Source organism: Bacillus sp. JST-5 (assembly GCF_057747715.1).
On sequence record NZ_JBYLHW010000019.1, the window covers coordinates 1 to 17,850 of the forward strand.

21 protein-coding genes are annotated in these 17,850 nt (G+C 32.5%); 9 read left to right on the forward strand and 12 right to left on the reverse strand.

Translation table 11 applies throughout. The features are described from left to right. Positions 1 to 291 precede the first annotated feature (291 nt). On the reverse strand, positions 292 to 528 hold the full coding sequence (locus AC3ASS_RS05900) for a hypothetical protein (protein ID WP_488282592.1): 237 nt from the start codon (positions 526 to 528) through the stop codon (positions 292 to 294). Positions 529 to 680: 152 nt separating this feature from the next. Here AC3ASS_RS05900 and AC3ASS_RS05905 point away from each other — a divergent pair, with 152 nt between their 5' ends. Both AC3ASS_RS05905 and AC3ASS_RS05910 read left to right on the forward strand, forming a co-directional pair. Beyond that, positions 681 to 1,451: a C39 family peptidase gene (locus tag AC3ASS_RS05905; RefSeq protein WP_488282593.1), complete on the forward strand. Its 771-nt coding sequence runs from the start codon at positions 681 to 683 to the stop codon at positions 1,449 to 1,451. 211 nt (positions 1,452 to 1,662) lie between these two features. Further along, positions 1,663 to 2,079 carry a PaaI family thioesterase gene (locus AC3ASS_RS05910; protein ID WP_488282594.1) on the forward strand — a complete coding sequence of 139 codons (417 nt, stop codon included), beginning with the start codon at positions 1,663 to 1,665 and terminating at the stop codon, positions 2,077 to 2,079. 29 nt (positions 2,080 to 2,108) lie between these two features. On the opposite strand, the gene AC3ASS_RS05915 is transcribed toward AC3ASS_RS05910, so the two are convergent. After that, a complete protein-coding gene (locus AC3ASS_RS05915) occupies positions 2,109 to 2,321 on the reverse strand; it encodes a hypothetical protein (RefSeq protein WP_488282595.1) in 213 nt (70 codons plus the stop codon). Between the two features lie 174 nt (positions 2,322 to 2,495). On the opposite strand from AC3ASS_RS05915, the gene AC3ASS_RS05920 reads away from it, so the two are divergent. Continuing rightward, the gene (locus AC3ASS_RS05920; RefSeq protein WP_488282596.1) at positions 2,496 to 3,356 is read left to right on the forward strand and encodes a metallophosphoesterase; all 861 of its coding nucleotides are present in this window, start codon (positions 2,496 to 2,498) and stop codon (positions 3,354 to 3,356) included. 60 nt (positions 3,357 to 3,416) lie between these two features. Here the strand turns inward: AC3ASS_RS05920 and AC3ASS_RS05925 are convergent, their stop codons facing one another. Continuing rightward, on the reverse strand, positions 3,417 to 5,531 hold the full coding sequence (locus AC3ASS_RS05925) for a sensor domain-containing protein (protein WP_488282597.1): 2,115 nt from the start codon (positions 5,529 to 5,531) through the stop codon (positions 3,417 to 3,419). Between the two features lie 283 nt (positions 5,532 to 5,814). Between AC3ASS_RS05925 and AC3ASS_RS05930 the strand changes: the two genes are divergently transcribed. Further along, a complete protein-coding gene (locus AC3ASS_RS05930; protein ID WP_488282598.1) occupies positions 5,815 to 6,267 on the forward strand; it encodes a YkyB family protein in 453 nt (150 codons plus the stop codon). A gap of 70 nt (positions 6,268 to 6,337) precedes the next feature. Here AC3ASS_RS05930 and AC3ASS_RS05935 read toward each other — a convergent pair whose 3' ends face one another. Next, a complete protein-coding gene (locus tag AC3ASS_RS05935) occupies positions 6,338 to 6,799 on the reverse strand; it encodes a chemotaxis protein CheW (RefSeq protein WP_488282599.1) in 462 nt (153 codons plus the stop codon). A 45-nt stretch (positions 6,800 to 6,844) separates the two neighbouring features. Then, positions 6,845 to 7,321, reverse strand: coding sequence for a DinB family protein (locus AC3ASS_RS05940; RefSeq protein ID WP_488282600.1), 477 nt, complete (start codon positions 7,319 to 7,321; stop codon positions 6,845 to 6,847). Positions 7,322 to 7,481: 160 nt separating this feature from the next. Here AC3ASS_RS05940 and AC3ASS_RS05945 point away from each other — a divergent pair, with 160 nt between their 5' ends. Beyond that, positions 7,482 to 8,639 (forward strand): aminotransferase A, encoded by a 1,158-nt coding sequence (locus AC3ASS_RS05945; protein WP_488282601.1) that lies wholly within the window; start codon positions 7,482 to 7,484, stop codon positions 8,637 to 8,639. Positions 8,640 to 8,697: 58 nt separating this feature from the next. Here the strand turns inward: AC3ASS_RS05945 and AC3ASS_RS05950 are convergent, their stop codons facing one another. Further along, positions 8,698 to 9,585 carry an NAD(P)-dependent oxidoreductase gene (locus AC3ASS_RS05950; RefSeq protein ID WP_488282602.1) on the reverse strand — a complete coding sequence of 296 codons (888 nt, stop codon included), beginning with the start codon at positions 9,583 to 9,585 and terminating at the stop codon, positions 8,698 to 8,700. Positions 9,586 to 9,994: 409 nt separating this feature from the next. On the opposite strand from AC3ASS_RS05950, the gene AC3ASS_RS05955 reads away from it, so the two are divergent. Continuing rightward, a complete protein-coding gene (locus tag AC3ASS_RS05955) occupies positions 9,995 to 10,663 on the forward strand; it encodes a GNAT family N-acetyltransferase (RefSeq protein WP_488282603.1) in 669 nt (222 codons plus the stop codon). 121 nt (positions 10,664 to 10,784) lie between these two features. On the opposite strand, the gene ptsP is transcribed toward AC3ASS_RS05955, so the two are convergent. The 4 genes from ptsP to AC3ASS_RS05975 form a co-directional block, all read right to left on the reverse strand. Next, entirely contained in the window at positions 10,785 to 12,503 is a 1,719-nt protein-coding gene (gene ptsP, locus AC3ASS_RS05960) for a phosphoenolpyruvate--protein phosphotransferase (protein WP_488282604.1), read from the reverse strand. Beyond that, complete coding sequence (locus AC3ASS_RS05965) at positions 12,503 to 12,769, reverse strand: phosphocarrier protein HPr (RefSeq protein WP_488282605.1); 267 nt, start codon at positions 12,767 to 12,769, stop codon at positions 12,503 to 12,505. The genes ptsP and AC3ASS_RS05965 overlap by 1 nt, the downstream gene beginning before the upstream one ends. A gap of 423 nt (positions 12,770 to 13,192) precedes the next feature. Continuing rightward, entirely contained in the window at positions 13,193 to 13,363 is a 171-nt protein-coding gene (locus tag AC3ASS_RS05970) for a Spo0E family sporulation regulatory protein-aspartic acid phosphatase (RefSeq protein ID WP_488282606.1), read from the reverse strand. Between the two features lie 132 nt (positions 13,364 to 13,495). Then, a complete protein-coding gene (locus AC3ASS_RS05975) occupies positions 13,496 to 14,092 on the reverse strand; it encodes a cell wall hydrolase (RefSeq protein ID WP_488282607.1) in 597 nt (198 codons plus the stop codon). Positions 14,093 to 14,549: 457 nt separating this feature from the next. Here AC3ASS_RS05975 and AC3ASS_RS05980 point away from each other — a divergent pair, with 457 nt between their 5' ends. Continuing rightward, positions 14,550 to 15,032, forward strand: coding sequence for a sigma-70 family RNA polymerase sigma factor (locus tag AC3ASS_RS05980; RefSeq protein WP_488282608.1), 483 nt, complete (start codon positions 14,550 to 14,552; stop codon positions 15,030 to 15,032). 39 nt (positions 15,033 to 15,071) lie between these two features. On the opposite strand, the gene AC3ASS_RS05985 is transcribed toward AC3ASS_RS05980, so the two are convergent. Continuing rightward, positions 15,072 to 15,254 (reverse strand): hypothetical protein, encoded by a 183-nt coding sequence (locus AC3ASS_RS05985; RefSeq protein ID WP_488282609.1) that lies wholly within the window; start codon positions 15,252 to 15,254, stop codon positions 15,072 to 15,074. 177 nt (positions 15,255 to 15,431) lie between these two features. Here AC3ASS_RS05985 and AC3ASS_RS05990 point away from each other — a divergent pair, with 177 nt between their 5' ends. Then, on the forward strand, positions 15,432 to 15,623 hold the full coding sequence (locus AC3ASS_RS05990; RefSeq protein ID WP_488282610.1) for a YkvS family protein: 192 nt from the start codon (positions 15,432 to 15,434) through the stop codon (positions 15,621 to 15,623). A 205-nt stretch (positions 15,624 to 15,828) separates the two neighbouring features. Next, entirely contained in the window at positions 15,829 to 16,440 is a 612-nt protein-coding gene (locus AC3ASS_RS05995) for a CPBP family intramembrane glutamic endopeptidase (protein WP_488282611.1), read from the forward strand. A gap of 207 nt (positions 16,441 to 16,647) precedes the next feature. Here the strand turns inward: AC3ASS_RS05995 and AC3ASS_RS06000 are convergent, their stop codons facing one another. After that, positions 16,648 to 17,679 (reverse strand): YkvI family membrane protein, encoded by a 1,032-nt coding sequence (locus AC3ASS_RS06000; protein WP_488282612.1) that lies wholly within the window; start codon positions 17,677 to 17,679, stop codon positions 16,648 to 16,650. Positions 17,680 to 17,850: the final 171 nt, after the last annotated feature.

Sequence of the window (17,850 nt, forward strand, 5' to 3'; positions counted from 1 at the left end):
CTTCCGTGGTCTTCGCCCAATCTAACCAGGCTCGACTTCCCTTTGTCCTCCATAGGAGGTCTCTTTTGACGAGGCGGCAGGATTCACTTTATGTTACGGTCTGCTGATTTGCTCGCACTCTCCAAGAGAGTTACTTTGTCACAGGGCTTCAACCTTAGGATTTCTCCACCAGTTGCCTGTCAGCTACCGAGCGTCTTGGCACTTACTCGGGTTGGACTTGCACCAACTAGCAGATAACAGCTTAGCTGGGCACGCACAGATAATATAAAATGCTGACGATTTGTCAGCATTTCATCTCGTAGAGAAGGCAGCATACGCAATGATTAAAAGGAGTAAAATTACAAACACGAAATAAGCAATAAAAATCGGATTTCTTAAATATGGGTGGTTTTGAACCTTTTCTGAAATTTGAGAGTCATGTGTTTCTTTTACAGCTTTTTGTGATTTAGCGACACGCCATGTATAAATGAGCGAGATGAGTAAAATTCCTACAACTATATAGGTCAAAATTGTCATATACGTACTCATTTTATTCCTCCTCTAAGGAAACGTTTATTAATACCATTCCACAAACGTAAAAGTCTATTCTGAAACAATTTCCGTTTTTTCAACAAAACATTCCAACTTTATTCTCTTCATATAAGGAAAAACTAAAGTTAATTCGTAAAGGAGGTGAACATATGAAAAAGATTCTGTTCATCTTTCTTACCTTTTTATTAACATTAACAGGCTGCCTTAATTCCGAAGCATCCCAAAAAGAAGTTACTCCTAAAAAAGTACAACCTATATCAACCAATCCTTCTAATGAAGAAAAACCAAAAAAAGAAAAACAATATAATGGAAATCCACAGGTGAAAAAGGTCATTCATAATGTTCCACTTATCAAGCAACGTCCTGAATTGCCTTTTGGTTGTGAAGTGACTAGTACGGCCATGATGTTACAATACGCTGGTGTTCATGTTTCGAAAATGGATTTATATAAAGCTGTAAAAAAAGATGATGATCCAATCGTAATAAAAAATGGAGATATTCTTCAGTGGGGAGATCCATCGGAAGGTTTTGTTGGTGACATGACAGGAAAAACTGGAAGAGGGTACGCTGTATTTGACGAACCAATTGAAGATTTAGTAAATCAATTTTTGCCCGGAAGAGCGATTAACTTAACAAATGAACCATTTGAAAAAATTTTGAATCATATAAAGAATGGTTATCCTGTCGTTGTATGGACAACAGGTGATTATCGTTTACCAAATCAATGGGAAGAATGGATGCATAACGGTAAAAAAATAAAAACTCCTATTGATCTCCATGTTGTTACTTTAGTTGGATTCGATCAAAATTTTGTATACTTAAATGATCCATTGAGTGGGAAAAAGAATGTAAAAGTTAATAAACATCAATTCATTCAATCATGGAAGGCTCTTCAATCAAGAGCAGTCAGTTATTATTAGAAGAAATCAACAAAAGTTAATTTAATTCCTTTCATTCACGAATAATAGCTTATATCAAGTAGGGCTGGCATTTGCCATACCTACTTTTTTTCGCAATTTAATGAACAAATGAATGAAAATTTTTTATTTTAGAAGGAGATTCTCACTGAGTAGAGAATGTATTTTTGAATGAGCTTAAATCTGTAAACATAATAAAGAAAGGATAATGACTATGACAAAAACGGTAAATTTACATGAAGTTATTAGTGGAACGACTGCACCACCTGCTTGTGACATTTCGCTTGGAGTAAAAGTATTACAAGCAGAAAATGGAGTAGCCAAAGGTATATGGAATATTGGGGAACATTTATTGAATGGGAACGGAGTGATTATGGGCGGCTTTGTTGGAGCTGCAGCCGATATTATGATGGCGTATGCCATTACAACATTATTAAATGAAAATCAAACCTTTGCTTCCATTAACCTGCAAACAACGTTTCATCGTCCTACGTTTGTCGGAGAAGTCGAAATAGAAGCAAAAGTTGAAAAATATGGAAAAACCGTATCATATGTAACTGCCTCTTTAAAACAAAATGGAAAAGAAGTGGCAAGCGCTGTATCATCGATTATCATAATGGAAAAAAAATAAACGTCCGCTCATAATGCGGACATTTCTATTTAATTATTATTCTCTTTATTAACTAAAGACTCATGAATTTTTACTAAAGAACGTACAATAGCCTTTTTTCGATGGTAACCTTTAGAACTTACAGTAATATCATTGTATGTCGCATATACTTTTCCCCAATTACCATATCCTTGAAAACCATATATATATAGTTTGATCATTCCTTTGTCCGATGGAAAAATCATCATTTCCATTTTACTCATCGTATTATCCCCTTTAATGAGATCGTATTATTTTAATACAATAAAACAATTTTTCGAAAAAGTCAAAAGGTTCGTCTATAAAAAAGTAAATTTGGAAGTATTTAATCATGAAAGTTTCTTCATAGTTTGATAGTATGGATAGAGAGAAAAGACAAGAATAGGATCGAAAGAGTTATGAAAAAAATATCACGTAGAAAATTTTTGAAAAAATCATTGAAAAGCATCTTGCTAGTCTCCGGTGTTGCACTTGGCGGATATTCATATTCTAAATATATTGAACCCAAATGGATTGAAATATGTAAATATCATCTAAAACATCCTCTCATCCCAAAAAGTTTTCACCAATTGAAAATTGTACAGTTTAGTGATACTCACATTGGTTTTCACTTTCCTATGGAACATTTTTCAAAAATTGTTGATCAAATCACACAATTGGAGCCAGATTTATTAATTTTTTCCGGAGATTTAATTGATGATCCATTATCTTTTGATCAATATTTACAAACAGAAATGATACTAAAACAATTAGATGCCCCATTGGGCAAATATGCGGTATTTGGCAATCATGATCATGGAGGATATGGAACAGAAAGGTACTCTACTTTAATGGAAAGAAGTGGCTTTCAGCTCCTGTTAAATGAATCGGTAACCGTTTCAAATCAAGGGGAAAGAATTTGTCTCATCGGTATTGATGATGCCATGTTAGGTCGACCAAACTTAGAAAAGGCAACAAGAAGTATAAACGACAACACATATAATATTTTAATTTCACACGCACCAGACCTAGCTGATCAAGCGACTTCATTTCCCATTCATCTTCAATTAAGTGGACATAGTCACGGCGGACAAGTCCAACTTCCGTTTTTAGGCCCACTTATCACACCGCCATTTGCTGAAAAATATGTCGAAGGATTTTATGAAATTACCAATGACTTTCTTTTATATGTGAATCGTGGACTTGGAACAACGCGATTGCCTTACCGTTGTTTTTCTAGACCTGAAATCACGATTTTTCAATTACAAAGTGAACAATAAACATACTTATATCCAACAAAAAGACCAAACACTATGAAAATAGGTTTGGTCTTTTCTACATTAAAACAATATTGGTTTCGCTGTTAAAAAACGGTCTTCTATTTGTTTTGCCTCAAGCGGCTTACTGAAATAATAGCCTTGTGCTTTTTGACATTGCACATTTCTTAAAAACTCAGCTTGTTCTTTTGTTTCTACTCCTTCTGCGACAACTTCTAAGTTCAAATTATGAGCTAAATGGACAATCGTTTTAATAATCGCAGAATCTCTTTTATCATATAGCATTTCTTTTACAAACGATTGATCGATTTTTAATACATCTAATGGAAATTGTTTTAAATAACTTAATGATGAGTATCCTGTACCAAAATCATCAATCGAAATTTTAATCCCTAAATCTTTTAGATCTTTTAAAATCGAAATCGTCTCTTTTGTATCTTGCAATGCGCCTTCAGTTATTTCGATCTCTAAAGCATTTGCAGAAAGTTGATATTTATTTAAATATTTTTCAATCATTTTGACAATTCCAGGTTGTTGAAATTGTTTTGTAGACAGATTTACAGCTGCACGAACGTTAGAAAACCCTTTATTTTTCCAATCAGCTAGTTGCATGCAAACTTGATCTATGACCCATTCACCAATTGGGAAAATTAGCCCTGATTCTTCCGCTAACGGAATAAATTCTCCCGGAGAAACTGCCCCAAATTCTTGGCTAGTCCAACGAAGTAACGCTTCGAAACTTACTAATTCTTGAGCATGCAAGTCAACTTGAGGTTGATAATGCATTGTGAACTCATTCCGATTAATCGCTTTTCTTAATTGCGTTTCCATTGTAACCGTACTAATTAATGAAAGTGACATTTCTTCTTGATAAAATTGAAAATGTCCTTTTCCTCTTTCTTTTACACGGTGAAGGGCACTGTCCGCACGAATAATTAATGATTCCGCATCTAAACCGTCAATCGGATATCTACTTATACCTATACTCGGAGTTGAATAATATTCTTGGCCAGATAAAATGAAAGGCTTTCGAAATTCGGCTAAAATATTATTCCCCATTTTTGTGGCATTTTCTCGAGTTCCATCATTTAGAAAAATGATAAACTCATCTCCACCTTGTCGATAAACGGTTCCTTTATTTCCAACAATGGTACTTAGACGTTCGCCTACCTTTTTTAATAGTTCGTCTCCCGCTTGGTGTCCAAGTGTATCATTTAAAAATTTAAATCGATCTAAATCTAAATATAGTACAGCAAATTCATGATTAAGTTTGGATTCTCGTATTTTTCGATCTAAATGCTCGATAAACGCTCTTCGATTATATAAGCCTGTCAAATGATCATGATAGGCCATATACTTGATCATTTCAGCATTTTTTGATTGCTCCGTCAAATCACGGATAATAATAAAATTTCCATTTACTTGTTCATTGACAATAATCGGAACTGATTTTAAATGTGTCGTAATCAACGTTCCATTTTTATGATAAAAATGGATGTCTAAACTTTCGTATGCTTTCCCTTCTCGAGACATAGAAATCATTTCATCGATTAACGGTTGATCTTTTTCTGGAACGAAATGATAAATTAGTCGATCGATCAATTCTTTTTCCTTCAATCCAATGATTTCTTCTGCAGATTTATTACAACTCATAATAAACCCATTAGGATTAATTGAAATAATTCCATCGAGGTTATGATCGACTAATGATCGATATCGTTGTTCACTTTCGATTAATTGTTGTTTCTCTTCAATCACTTTCGTTATATCTCTCGTAATCGTTGTAATATATAAAGCATTTCCTTCTTCGTCAAATATTGGTGTTAATACTGACTCACAATAAGTCAATGTTCCATCCAATAATCGAAAGGAATCACGATATGTAATAGTTTTTTTCTCTTCGATCGATTTTTGATAATAATTATGTATTTGCCTAGCTTTCTCTTCTTGTAATACATCCTCTAAATATTTTCCAATACAAGAAGAAGACAATCTTGCATGAAGAAGGCCATTTTCATTAACGAATAAGTATTTAAATCTTGGCCCTACCTCTACTTTCATAATAAAGATTAAATCATGAACGTGCTGAAAAACAAAATCAAACAAGATAGTTCCAATTTTTTCCCTAATCATAGGATCTTCGATTTCTTTATTGATCAGTCGTTTCAAATGGTCCATTGTATCATCCTTTTTTCAGAACTAATTTTTGTGAAACAACCTCCCCAACATTAATGATTAACTATATTTTACATAGAATCGACAAAAAATCACTACAATTTTCGACAACAATATTAAGAATCTGAAAAAATAGTACTTTGGTACTATATTAAAATTTTATTTATTGTAAAAATATAGTTATTTTTACTTAATTACTTGAGCGTTTATGGCAAGAACCCTTTCATTTACCTGCTAATAAAGTTATACTTTTTTTAGAGATTTTCGTGTGAAAGGAGTCCAACCGTTGGCAAAGCAAAAAGAATCAACAAATTTACCACTTACCATTGAAAATATATCTCAAGCACTATTTATTATTAATCGCCACGCAAAAACAGCAACGGACCCAAAATTTTTGTATCAATTAAAGCATAAAGCGATTAAAAAATTGTTAAAAGAAGGGAAAGCCAAAAAAATCGGACTTCATTTTTCAAAAAATCCTAAATTAAGTCAGCAGCAATCTGACGTTCTCATTTCTTGTGGTGATTATTTATTTCATGTCCCACCTACGAAAGAAGATTTTTCAACATTGCCACATCTTGGGGAATTGGATCAAACAACCCGTAACCCTAAAGCAAAACTCTCATTAAAGGAAGCTAAAAAATTGATTCAACATTATACCGGGATTTTCCCAAAAAAAAGTAATAAAATATATCGTCCCAAATTTGTAAAACCTATTTTTAAACGATTAGGAGAGTAATATTGCCACGAAAATTTCGTTGATCAATATTTGTTATAGAAAATACTATCATAAAAAAACTGCTCTCTCATTAAATGGGAGCAGTTTTATTAAATGCTTGAATATCAGAAATAATTTTTTCCACATTGATTATAGGAATATTACCATAAATCCCTTCCACATATATAGAATCATCCTCGTTTGAAGGTTGAATATCCGACTTTGTTACGATGTGTATTTGTGATATTCCATGAACATAAAAACAAAGGCACTGATTATTTATTTCAGAAATGATAAATTTATCTTCCAATTCATTTGGTTCGGACTTCTTAGAAAATACTTCTCCTAAATCGATAACAGGATAAACTTCCCCACGTACGTCAATGACTCCTTTTATGTAAGGATGGGTAAAAGGAATAGGAGTCACTTTTTTTGTTTGAATCATTTCTTTTACAAAGTTTACATTCATTCCATATTTTTCGTACCCAATTTTTAATTCAATCATTTCCATAGTATTATCGCTTGTTTCAGTAATGTATGTTTGATTTTCCATTTTTCTCACCTTTCAAAAAAACATAAAGCATTTTGTTATATTATATCATTCAAATTCATAAAGAAGATTGACAAAAGAATCAATTTGTTTCTTATGATGTAAATCGTGGTAAATAAAATCATTCAAATAATCTAATATTTTCAGCTTATGGTCACCGATAGAAAAAGAAATTTGAAGATACGTATCGTCTACTAATTTTAGCTTTTCGATAAAATGCTTCTTTCTTAAGGCAACGAGTTGGTCGATAAGCTCATCTTTCGAGTGCTTTTTCGCATAATCATCAGCTTGATCATTAATAATCTGAAAATTAGGAAATGGCTCTAATTTATTTCCTTCTGTCATGAATGGAAATCTTTCTCTTAATGAATATTCATCCCATAGTAATAAATGAGCAATGATTGCACCAACAGACCATTTTCCTTTTGCGATCGGTCGGTACCAATCTTCATCTTTTAATTTTTTTAAATCGACTAACCATTGATTAAATGTTTCATAATGCTTAATAATTTCATATTTTCCCATGTGCCAACCTGCTCTCTATAAATTCAAGATCGATTATCCTTTCCATACTCTTTCAATTCGATAAAACCCTACAGAAATCCTTTATCATTTTTCTTTCTTTACATAAAAACTACAGGTAAAATAAAAGAAATAGTTGTACATATGAAAGTTGGGGGATTGAATGGAACATTTAATCAATAAGCGAGTAAAACATATCCAAATGTCAGGCATTCGTAAGTTTTTTAATCTAGTGTCAGATATACCTAATGTAATTTCGTTAACAATTGGCCAACCAGATTTTCCTACACCGAATCATATTAAGTTAGCAGCTAAACAGGCCATCGATGATAATTTTACAAGCTATACGCATAATGGGGGATTTTTTGAATTACGAGAGGCGGCGGCGAGTTATTTAGATAAAAAATATGGCTTAAAATATTCACCGGAAAATGAAGTAATTGTAACAGTTGGTGCATCTGAAGCTATTGACATTACGTTTCGAACGATTTTGGAGGAAGGTTGTGAAGTGATTTTACCCGCACCGATTTATCCTGGTTATGAGCCGATCATACAATTATGTGGTGGAAAAATAAAATATTTAGATACAAGAGATTCGAATTTTAAAGTTACGGCAGAAAAAATTGAGGAACTTTTAACGGATCAAACGAGATGTATTGTCTTACCTTATCCTTCCAACCCTACAGGTGTCAGTTTGAAAAAAGAGGAATTAATGAAAATTGCACAAGTATTAAAAGGCAGGGATGTTTTTGTCGTTGCTGATGAGATTTATAGTGAACTGACATATGAAACTCGCCACGAATCCATCGCTTCGATTTTACGGGAACAAACGATTGTTATAAATGGGTTGTCCAAATCACATTCTATGACCGGATGGAGAATCGGCTTTGTCTTTGGTCCAGAACCAGTGATGAAGCATATGATTAAAGTTCATCAGTATAACGTCACTTGCGCTAGCTCCATATCTCAAAAAGCGGCATACGCTGCCCTTACAACAGGGATCGATGATGCTTTAGTAATGCGAGAACAATATTTACAACGAAGAAACTATGTGTATGAACGATTAAAGACAATGGGGTTAAAAACTGTTTTACCTGATGGAGCCTTTTATTTTTTTGTTAAAATTCCAGTTGAAGGAATCTCATCATTGGACTTTTGCTTGCAATTAGTTAATGAGGCAAAAGTAGCCGTTGTACCGGGAAGTTCATTCTCCATTTACGGTGAAGGTTATTTCCGTTTATCATATGCTTACTCTATGGATATTTTAAAAGAAGGTCTTGACCGAATAGAAAAATTCGTGCAAAAAAATCAGTCATTCTAAAATTAAGCTGATCGGAATTTTCCGATCAGCGACTTTTCCTATTTAGAAAAATAAAAAACTAGTTTATTAAACTCCAATATTTATATAACGCTTGTGTTCCGCTATTTTCTTCACCGTTTTCTGCAAGCATTTCATACATTTCTTTTGCGAGCTTTAATCCTGGCAATTGTAAATTCATCTTTTCTGCTTCTTCTATTGCAATGGACATGTCTTTAATAAAATGTTTAATATAAAAACCTGGTTCAAAATCCCCTCTTAAAATTCTTGGAGCAAGGTTAGACAATGACCAACTACCAGCGGCACCGCTTGAAATGCTCTTTAAAACATTTTCTAAATTCAGTCCTGCTTTTTCTGCATACACAATTGCTTCACAAACACCGATCATATTTGACGCAATAGCAATTTGATTGCACATTTTTGTATGTTGTCCAGATCCTGCTTCTCCTTGGTGCACAATGTTTTGCCCAAATATTTTTAAAATCGGTAGTACTTTTTCAAATGCTTTTCGCTCTCCTCCAACCATAACCGTTAATCTTGCTTCCCTCGCACCAATATCTCCGCCGGAAACAGGTGCATCTAAAACATAAATGCCTCGTTTCTTTCCTTCTTCATATAACTTTTTTGCCAAGGATGGAGTAGATGTCGTCATATCAATTAAATAAGTTCCTTCAGGAGCATTCGGAATTAACCCATCTTCATTTAAATACACTTCCTCTACATCTTGGGGATAGCCAACCATCGAAATAATGATATCTGCAGTTTGAGCGATTTCTTTCGGAGAAGATGCCCACGTAACCCCTTCTTTCAAAAGTTCTTCAGCTTTTTCTTTCGTTCGAGTATATATGATGAGAGGAAAACCTGCATTCCATAAATGTTTCGCCATACTTTTTCCCATTACACCTGTTCCGATAAAACCAATTGTCATTTGCGGTTTCAAGATGATCATCCTCTTTTCATTCTATATAATCATTGCACTTTTATATTACCATACCTAAATATTGGAATATAAGATTCGTATGATATGAAAAAAAGACACAACTTTTGTTGTGCCTTATCAAATCACTTAATCACATAGTGCGAAATTACTGGTACTTTTTCTAAATATAAATCACGGAAATTTTTTTTATTTTTATAATGATCCATTTTATTACGTAACCATGTTTTCATATTGATCCCTCACCGTCATATTTTATAGTCTTATCTTAAGATGAATCGTAAAATGTCTTAACCGGCTAAAGAGTGGATTTCCTTCGTTCTGTAGTCTGATTTTCTTATCAACTATCAGACTTACAATCAAAATCATTCTTGACAAACAATAAATATATTAAAACAATGAAAAAAAGGAGGGATTGTTCATGTATAAAAAAGAATTGTTTGTTTTTGATAAAGACCGTCCTTTAAAAGCCACAATTAGAAATTATCGAAAAGAGGATTTTCAATCATTAATCTCGCTTCAACAGGAAGCCTTTCCGCCACCGTTTCCTTCTGAATTGTGGTGGAATGAAGAACAGTTATCCAATCATGTTACTTTATTTCCAGAAGGTGCTTTATGCGTTGAGATTGACGGAAAAATTTGTGGATCAATGACAGGACTCATTATTGACTTTGATCCAAAACATCCCGATCATACTTGGTCAGAAATCACCGATGATGGATATATCCGGAACCATCGTCCGAACGGAAATACGTTGTATGTGGTGGATATATGTATCAGTCCCACTTATCGTCAACTAGGACTAGGAAAGTGGCTTATGCAATCTATGTATGAAACTGTCATTCAATTAAAATTAGAAAGGCTGCTTGGTGGAGGTAGAATGCCAGCATTCCATCGATATGCGGATACATACACGGTTGATCAATACGTTCAAAAAATTTTAGATGGGGAAATAAAAGATCCGGTCATTACCTTTTTATTAAGATGTGGAAGAGTGCCTGTGAAACCGATCAAAAATTATTTGGAAGATGAGGAATCATTAAATTATGGTTTATTAATGGAGTGGAAAAACCCATTTTTTCATTCATAAGGATGGACTTTTGATATTCAAATAGTTAATATTTTTGAAAAAAACCCATCCATTTCGTACGCTCCCAATAGTTTAATGTCAATCATGCTATTGGGGGACATACTAAAGGATGGGTTATTTTTTATTTCTTTAATGCCGATTGAACTAGTTCTATAACTTCCTCACTTGTGCTCATATTGACAGCTTGGTTGGCTAATTCCTTCATATCCTCGAATTTTAATCGACGAATTAAAGAACGTGCACGTAAAATCGATGATGCACTCATGGAAAATTCATCAAGACCAAGTCCAAGTAAAATTGGAATTGCCAATTCGTCTCCAGCCATTTCCCCACACATACCTGCCCATTTGCCTTCTTTATGAGCAGCTTCAATCACCATTTTGATTAATCGTAAAATGGATGGGTTATACGGCTGATACAGATAAGATACACGCTCATTCATACGATCGGCAGCCATTGTATATTGAATTAAGTCGTTCGTTCCAATACTAAAGAAGTCAACTTCTTTGGCAAATTGATCAGCTAATACCGCGGTAGAAGGAATTTCTACCATAATTCCAATTTCTATATTGTCAGCGACTTTGACTCCTTCTTGAACTAACTTTTCTTTTTCCTCTAACAAGAGTGATTTCGCTTCACGAAATTCTTGGATAGTGGCAATCATTGGGAACATAATTTTTAAATTTCCATAAACGCTTGCACGTAAAAGTGCGCGAAGTTGAGTGCGGAATAAATCTTTTTCTTCTAAGCATAATCGAATAGCACGGAATCCTAAGAATGGGTTCATTTCATGAGGAAGTTTCAAGTAAGATAATTCTTTATCTCCCCCAATATCCAATGTCCGAACAACCACTGGCTTTCCGTTCATTTTTTCTAGTACTTTTTTATATGCTTCAAATTGTACTTCTTCGCTTGGAAGTTCATCTCTTCCCATATATAAAAATTCGGTTCTAAATAGCCCAACGCCTTCTGCACCGTTACTTAAAGCACTTTCAACGTCTTCAACGGTCCCAATATTAGAAGCTAGTTCCACTTGGTGACCATCTAAAGAAACACTTTTTTCTCCTTTTAACTTTGCCCATTCTTGTTTTTGAGCTTCAAAAGCCTTTTGTTTTTCTCTATATGATTCTAATAATTCTTCTGTAGGATTAATATGAACATCACCAGTTAAGCCGTCTAAAATAATGAGATCACCATTATCCGTTAACGTAGTGATATTTTGTGTACCGACTACAGCCGGAATTTCCAATGTACGGGCCATAATGGCAGAATGGGATGTACGGCCGCCAATATCTGTTACAAAACCTTTTACAAATTGGCGATTTAATTGAGCGGTATCAGATGGAGTTAAGTCATTGGCAATAATAATGACTTCTTCCGCTATCGTACTAGGATTAGGAATTTGCACCTTTAATAAATGTGCCATTACCCGTTTTGTAACGTCTTTTATATCTGCCGCCCGTTCTTTCATATAATCATTTTCCATTTGTTCAAAAATCATAATGAACATATCTGCTGTTTCTCGAAGTGCATGTTCGGCATTCACTTTATCATTCGAAATTTTTTCTTCAATCGGATTTAATAGTTCCGGGTCACTTAAAACTAATAAATGCGCATCAAAAATAGCTGCTTTATCAGCACCTAAATGTTCCAAAGTATATTCTCGAATGGATTGAAGATCTTTTTTTGACTGATCAATTGCTTGGCGAAACCTATCGATTTCAGCTTGAACATCTCCAACAGATGTTTTTTCATATGTAAGATCCGGTTCTACCAATTTATAAGCTTTTGCAATTGCAATCCCCTGGGATGCAGCAATTCCTCTAACCATTGAAGACATTATTCAGTCAATCCTTCTTTTTTCATTAATTCTTCTAATCCATTTAATGCTGCTTCTTCGTCATTACCTTCAGCAATAATAGTTACTTCTGCATTTTTTCCAACACCTAAAGACATAACACCCATAATGGATTTTAAGTTAACTTTTTTTCCATTGTATTCTAATTGGATTTCAGACTCATATTTCCCTGCTTGTTGAACTAATAAAGTAGCTGGGCGAGCATGAATTCCCGTATCTGCAACAATTTTAAATTTTTTCTCAACCATTTTTCACATCTCCTTTATTTATCTTTTGTATTCTTTCATACTCTTACTATGAAAAGAATCCATTAATCATTCAATCAAGAATGTATCCTTGTCCTTCTAAATACGCAAAACATGCACTCCTATTAAGAATATCATGATAAATAAAAATTTGACAACGAAAGAACTTATTTTACAAATTTTTTCTTTTTTTTATCTTTTGCTTCATATCGATTTTCATTCTTATATAATTGTCAACATCTTAATTTCATTTTATTTCATTAAACATTTTTTGGGGATAATATTTTGAAGTATAGTATTAAACTATTCCTTATTTATAAGTTCTCCTTCTTTTTTCACTAATATGAATATATCCCTTTGTTTTTTTTAATATTCTGAAAATATAACGAAAAATATTGGTGAAGGAATCAATTTTCACCATAGTCTCTATACTTTTCGCTGAGCGATTTTCTTTTGAAAAAGATTAAGCAAAAAGTCTAGTTCTTTACTCTGTTTGAGGGTCATTTCACTTGTAAATCCAGTTTTTATTGCTGTTTCGACCATTTCTTTTCTCTTTATTTCAATTAATGCTTCAATCGATTGTGAAGAACTTTTCATTTTTATCCCTCTTTCTTTCTAAACATTTTACTATATTTTCCCAAAAAAAAGAAAAAAATATATTCAAAAAAATTAAAAAAACTAAGCCCGTAAATGTTTGGATTTCATTTACGGGCATCTTGTATAAACTTTTTATTTGGCAAACACGTGATTTCCAATTTGTGTAACCTTTTCTCGTGTGAAAATCCATTTACTTGTAGCTGTTTTTGGATTATAGAAATATAATGATCCATTTCCTTGGCCTTCAAAAGCTAATGCTTCATTCACAGCTTTAATGGATTCAGAATCTGCAGGTTGTTGAATGGTTCCATTAGCCACTGGAGTAAATGCATATGATCCTCCAGGCGTTTTTTCATAGATTACATCGGTGATTGTGTTTGGAAAATCTTTATGTGCAACACGATTTAATACAACGGTTGCGACAGCAACTTTTCCTGCAAATGGCTCACCTTTTGCTTCAGCACTCACTAAACGAGCCAATAGATCTTTTTCTTTATCACTAATACTATCCGGAATTGTTAACTTTTCATTTGGGAAAATTAAATCATTGATTTTATTATTCATCCGTTTAATCTCTAGAACAGAAACTCCATATTTATTGGCAATTTTCCAAATAGAATCTCCCGCTTGAACTGTATATGTTTTTGCAGATGCATGAGCAAATGACAGACTTGAAAAGAATGTTAACGATAGCATTGCTGCTACTGTAAATCTAGCAATTGATTTCATTTCTTCTAACCTCCTACTTTTTTGTTCTATAAAAATGGTAACAGTTGTAAAAATTCATGTCATATCCAAGTTTTTACTTTATAAAAAAAGACTTCAAAAATATTGATTTTACATAACTTCACTATGCTCTTAGAAAATATTAGTAATTATTTTCGATTACTAACTTTTTAATCTATTTCAAAATAATGGTTGGTTCTTTTCATCAATCTTTCATTGCTGTTACTAGATTAACAATTTGTAATAATAATTATCCGATTTTTCTGAATTTAATAGATTTCTTTATTTTGACTATTTGTAATATTCAAAAAATTATAATTCTACTTAGTAAATTTATTCAATTATTTTACAAATTTATAAAAAAATTACTTTTCACGCATTCGAAAATATATATCAAATACGGTAATTTAACGTTACCCGGGAATATTCGAACAGTACTGTTCAAAAGGAACGAAGGATTTTGGAAACTTTTGATCAAGTATTCGAGCAATATATCCCAATGATTTATCACAATATGAAAAGATTGAAAATCTATAAAAATGAGGAGGAATTTTTTCAAATCGGCTTAATTGCATTATGGAAAGCTTATAAAAAATATGATCAAACTAAAGGGGATTTTTCGAGTTTTGCTTATTCTTATATTAAAGGGGAAATGATTAATGCACTTATAAAAAGTAAAAAATTTGAGGACCGATCCATTCATTTCGATCAATCGTATTGGGAGCATGTTTTAACAACGGAAAACGATTCAATTCCTGAAATAGTAGAACTAAACGAAGCTATTCAAGCATTACCAGAAAAAGAAAAAACATTATTGATTTATCAATATTATCAAGGGTTAAGCTTAAAAGAAATTGCTCATCTGGAAGGAGTGAGTTTAACGACGATAAAAAAGAGAAAAAAACGTGCTTTAAATCTTTTATATGAGTTTCTATCTGAGTAAAAAATATGGTTGTCCAATAGTACATTGGACAACCCTTTATTACGAAATATATTCGTATATGACATCTCCGCCTCTTTGCGCAATACCACGAAAGTTTTTGAAGTCCTCTTGTTCAATTAACACTTTTCGAAAGGTCATAAAGTCTTCTTTTTTTACATAGTAATTTGGTAGTTGACCGTTTCTTAATTGATCAATAATTTCCAGTGCCTCTTGTTCACTCACCGAATTTTACCTCCATTGTCAAAAATATTTATTGATTATTTGTATAAAAAAAGTTAGTATTGTACCCACATCATTTTTTACGTTTTATTGAAAAATTCAAAATTTTTTCCAATAACTCTTTACACATTGACAATTTTATTGCAAACTTATAGAAAAATAAAGTTAGGGGCGATTTATATGAAAAAAGCTTCAATCGGCAATGTCATAGAATTTCGCGATGGGTTGCGCGGAATCGTCGAAAAAGTAAATGAGAATTCAGTCATCGTAGACTTAACATATATGGAAAATTATCGTGAACTCGAACTTGATGAAAGAACGGTTGTTAACCATAAAAACTATCGAGTAATTAAAGAATCCGTAAACTCTTAAAACAATTTATGCCATTAAACTGTCACTTCAATTTGTGACAGTTTTTTTATTTTCCTTTCTTCCATCTAATTAGTTATAGAGTATGAAATTTAAGTATATAAATGAAAGTGTTCTATTTAGATTATATATAATAGGAAGGATAACATTATACAAGCTTGGTGTTTTTTGTTAAAATAATTATTGTTTTGGAGAAAGGGGTTTAACGATGGTTAGGAATATGGATTATCGACTTATCATCGGCTTAATAATAGCACATATTCTCGTATATATCACTTTTGATTTTTCAAAAGTATTTTGGTATATTTTCACATCGACAATGCTTTTTTTAATTTCCTACGCTATCATTCATGAAAAAATGGAAGATGAAGATACATTTATTAAATATTTTTTCTATGGGATAGTGTTTGGAGCATTAACATTTGTTCTCATTTTCTTAGGTCATTTTCTCATAGAAATATTTCATATCACCTATTTTGAAAAGCAGATAACAAAGCTATATAAAATTGCTTCTCCAACACTATGGTGGCATTTCATTGTTCTTGTTCTTATTATCGTACCAGGAGAAGAAATTTTCTGGCGTGGATTCGTTCAAAAACGATTAATGAACTATTTTAACCCTTGGACGAGCATTTTATTGGCTAGTATTCTTTATGCATCCGTTCATATATATTCTGGTCAATTCATTTTAGTATTAGCAGCTTTAGTCGCTGGAATCATTTTTGGGGCCTTATACATGTGGAGAAGAAGTATTCCATTTGTTATTATTGCTCATTTAACTTTTGATCTATTATTACTTGTTATCTTTCCTTTTCGATAAAAATTTGATAGTCAAAATTTAAAAAAACCAGTGAAATTTGTCTTATTAAATTTCACTGGCTTTACATATTATTAAAGGATATAACCACTCTTAAACGTCAACTTGAAAATAAAATAAACCTTGTTGCAAATTTGAGTGACAAATAATCTTACCTAAAATAATAGTGTCAAATTTTTTTAATTACTTGACTAGTATCCTACCCATTTCTTATAGATCGTATGATTTTCTCCATAATAATAAAATAAAGATTATGCTTATATAGCCAAACAATGGATATAAAAATGAAAGTAGCTTGCCATATTCAATTTGGCTAATAATAAATGCAAGAAAAAAGATAAAACCATATAACCACTTTCTATGAATATTGATATAATTTTGAAGCTGTTTTTCAATTCCATATGAATTCCCTATAATTGAAGTAAAAATTTCACTATATATGATAAAAATATACGCCACATATAAATAACTTGCCAATTTTTGCATCATTACTGCCATTGGAATTTCATATATATGAAAATTAGGTAACATAATTAATATAGTATGGTTTGCCAATAAAATGATAGTTAATAATATCCCTCCTATCATCCCCCCTCGTTTGATCACTCTTTCATCTTTTATTTCAGAAGCAAGTGGGACAAGAACTGCTTGTGCCAATGCTAAATTAAAAGCCGTATAGGTAAATGGGGAAATCAATCCTATAAATGGACGTTCAGATATCGGTTTTTGAAAAAGTTGATCTAAAAAGGAAGGTAGTGTAACAGCATGTAAGGCTAAGAAAAAACAAAAACCAATCATAACCGGGACAACAAAACTGTTTACATAAACGATCCCCTTCGTCCCTAAAATCATGACTAAACAAGCTAGCACAATCGTCAAAATGACACCATAAAATTTAGGGATGAAAAAATGTTCTTCAAAAACGGCACCAGCACCAGAAAGCATGACACTTGTTACACCTATTAACATTATTAGCATGAAAATATTTAATAGTTTTGAAAAAGGACCAAAAAGATAGTTGTTCAATTGTTCATAACTTTTAGCATTTATACGTACGGCAATGACCATCATTTTTATACCAAAAAAAATAAATAAATATCCGCTGATGAATATTCCAAAAAGGCCAATAAATCCATACTGGGAGAAAAATTCAATTATTTCTTTTCCTGTTGCAAACCCTGCTCCAACTATTGTTCCAATATAAACGGCTGCAATTTGAAAAGCTTTTTTCCATTGTTCCATTGGACGACTCCCCCCCCTATTCCAGCATATGCATATATGGACAAGACAAGAACAACCATAAAAATAGAATGATTAGGCAAATATCTTGAAAGTCAAAAATGGTCAGATTATAATATAGATATAAGGTCAAAGATAGTCAAAGTCAAAACATATGATATAAAGGAGGTATAT

Excerpts from the sequence above, each read along its gene's own strand:
- AC3ASS_RS05905 (WP_488282593.1), top strand. The coding sequence starts at position 681 with ATGAAAAAGATTCTGTTCATCTTTCTTACCTTTTTATTAACATTAACA.
- AC3ASS_RS05975 (WP_488282607.1), bottom strand. The coding sequence starts at position 14,092 with ATGAAATCAATTGCTAGATTTACAGTAGCAGCAATGCTATCGTTAACA.
- AC3ASS_RS05965 (WP_488282605.1), bottom strand. The coding sequence starts at position 12,769 with ATGGTTGAGAAAAAATTTAAAATTGTTGCAGATACGGGAATTCATGCT.
- AC3ASS_RS05950 (WP_488282602.1), bottom strand. The coding sequence starts at position 9,585 with ATGATCATCTTGAAACCGCAAATGACAATTGGTTTTATCGGAACAGGT.
- AC3ASS_RS06000 (WP_488282612.1), bottom strand. The coding sequence starts at position 17,679 with ATGGAACAATGGAAAAAAGCTTTTCAAATTGCAGCCGTTTATATTGGA.
- AC3ASS_RS05900 (WP_488282592.1), bottom strand. The coding sequence starts at position 528 with ATGAGTACGTATATGACAATTTTGACCTATATAGTTGTAGGAATTTTA.
- AC3ASS_RS05935 (WP_488282599.1), bottom strand. The coding sequence starts at position 6,799 with ATGGAAAATCAAACATACATTACTGAAACAAGCGATAATACTATGGAA.
- AC3ASS_RS05955 (WP_488282603.1), top strand. The coding sequence starts at position 9,995 with ATGTATAAAAAAGAATTGTTTGTTTTTGATAAAGACCGTCCTTTAAAA.
- AC3ASS_RS05940 (WP_488282600.1), bottom strand. The coding sequence starts at position 7,321 with ATGGGAAAATATGAAATTATTAAGCATTATGAAACATTTAATCAATGG.
- AC3ASS_RS05995 (WP_488282611.1), top strand. The coding sequence starts at position 15,829 with ATGGTTAGGAATATGGATTATCGACTTATCATCGGCTTAATAATAGCA.
- AC3ASS_RS05920 (WP_488282596.1), top strand. The coding sequence starts at position 2,496 with ATGAAAAAAATATCACGTAGAAAATTTTTGAAAAAATCATTGAAAAGC.
- AC3ASS_RS05945 (WP_488282601.1), top strand. The coding sequence starts at position 7,482 with ATGGAACATTTAATCAATAAGCGAGTAAAACATATCCAAATGTCAGGC.
- ptsP (WP_488282604.1), bottom strand. The coding sequence starts at position 12,503 with ATGTCTTCAATGGTTAGAGGAATTGCTGCATCCCAGGGGATTGCAATT.
- AC3ASS_RS05970 (WP_488282606.1), bottom strand. The coding sequence starts at position 13,363 with ATGAAAAGTTCTTCACAATCGATTGAAGCATTAATTGAAATAAAGAGA.
- AC3ASS_RS05990 (WP_488282610.1), top strand. The coding sequence starts at position 15,432 with ATGAAAAAAGCTTCAATCGGCAATGTCATAGAATTTCGCGATGGGTTG.
- AC3ASS_RS05910 (WP_488282594.1), top strand. The coding sequence starts at position 1,663 with ATGACAAAAACGGTAAATTTACATGAAGTTATTAGTGGAACGACTGCA.
- AC3ASS_RS05915 (WP_488282595.1), bottom strand. The coding sequence starts at position 2,321 with ATGAGTAAAATGGAAATGATGATTTTTCCATCGGACAAAGGAATGATC.
- AC3ASS_RS05925 (WP_488282597.1), bottom strand. The coding sequence starts at position 5,531 with ATGGACCATTTGAAACGACTGATCAATAAAGAAATCGAAGATCCTATG.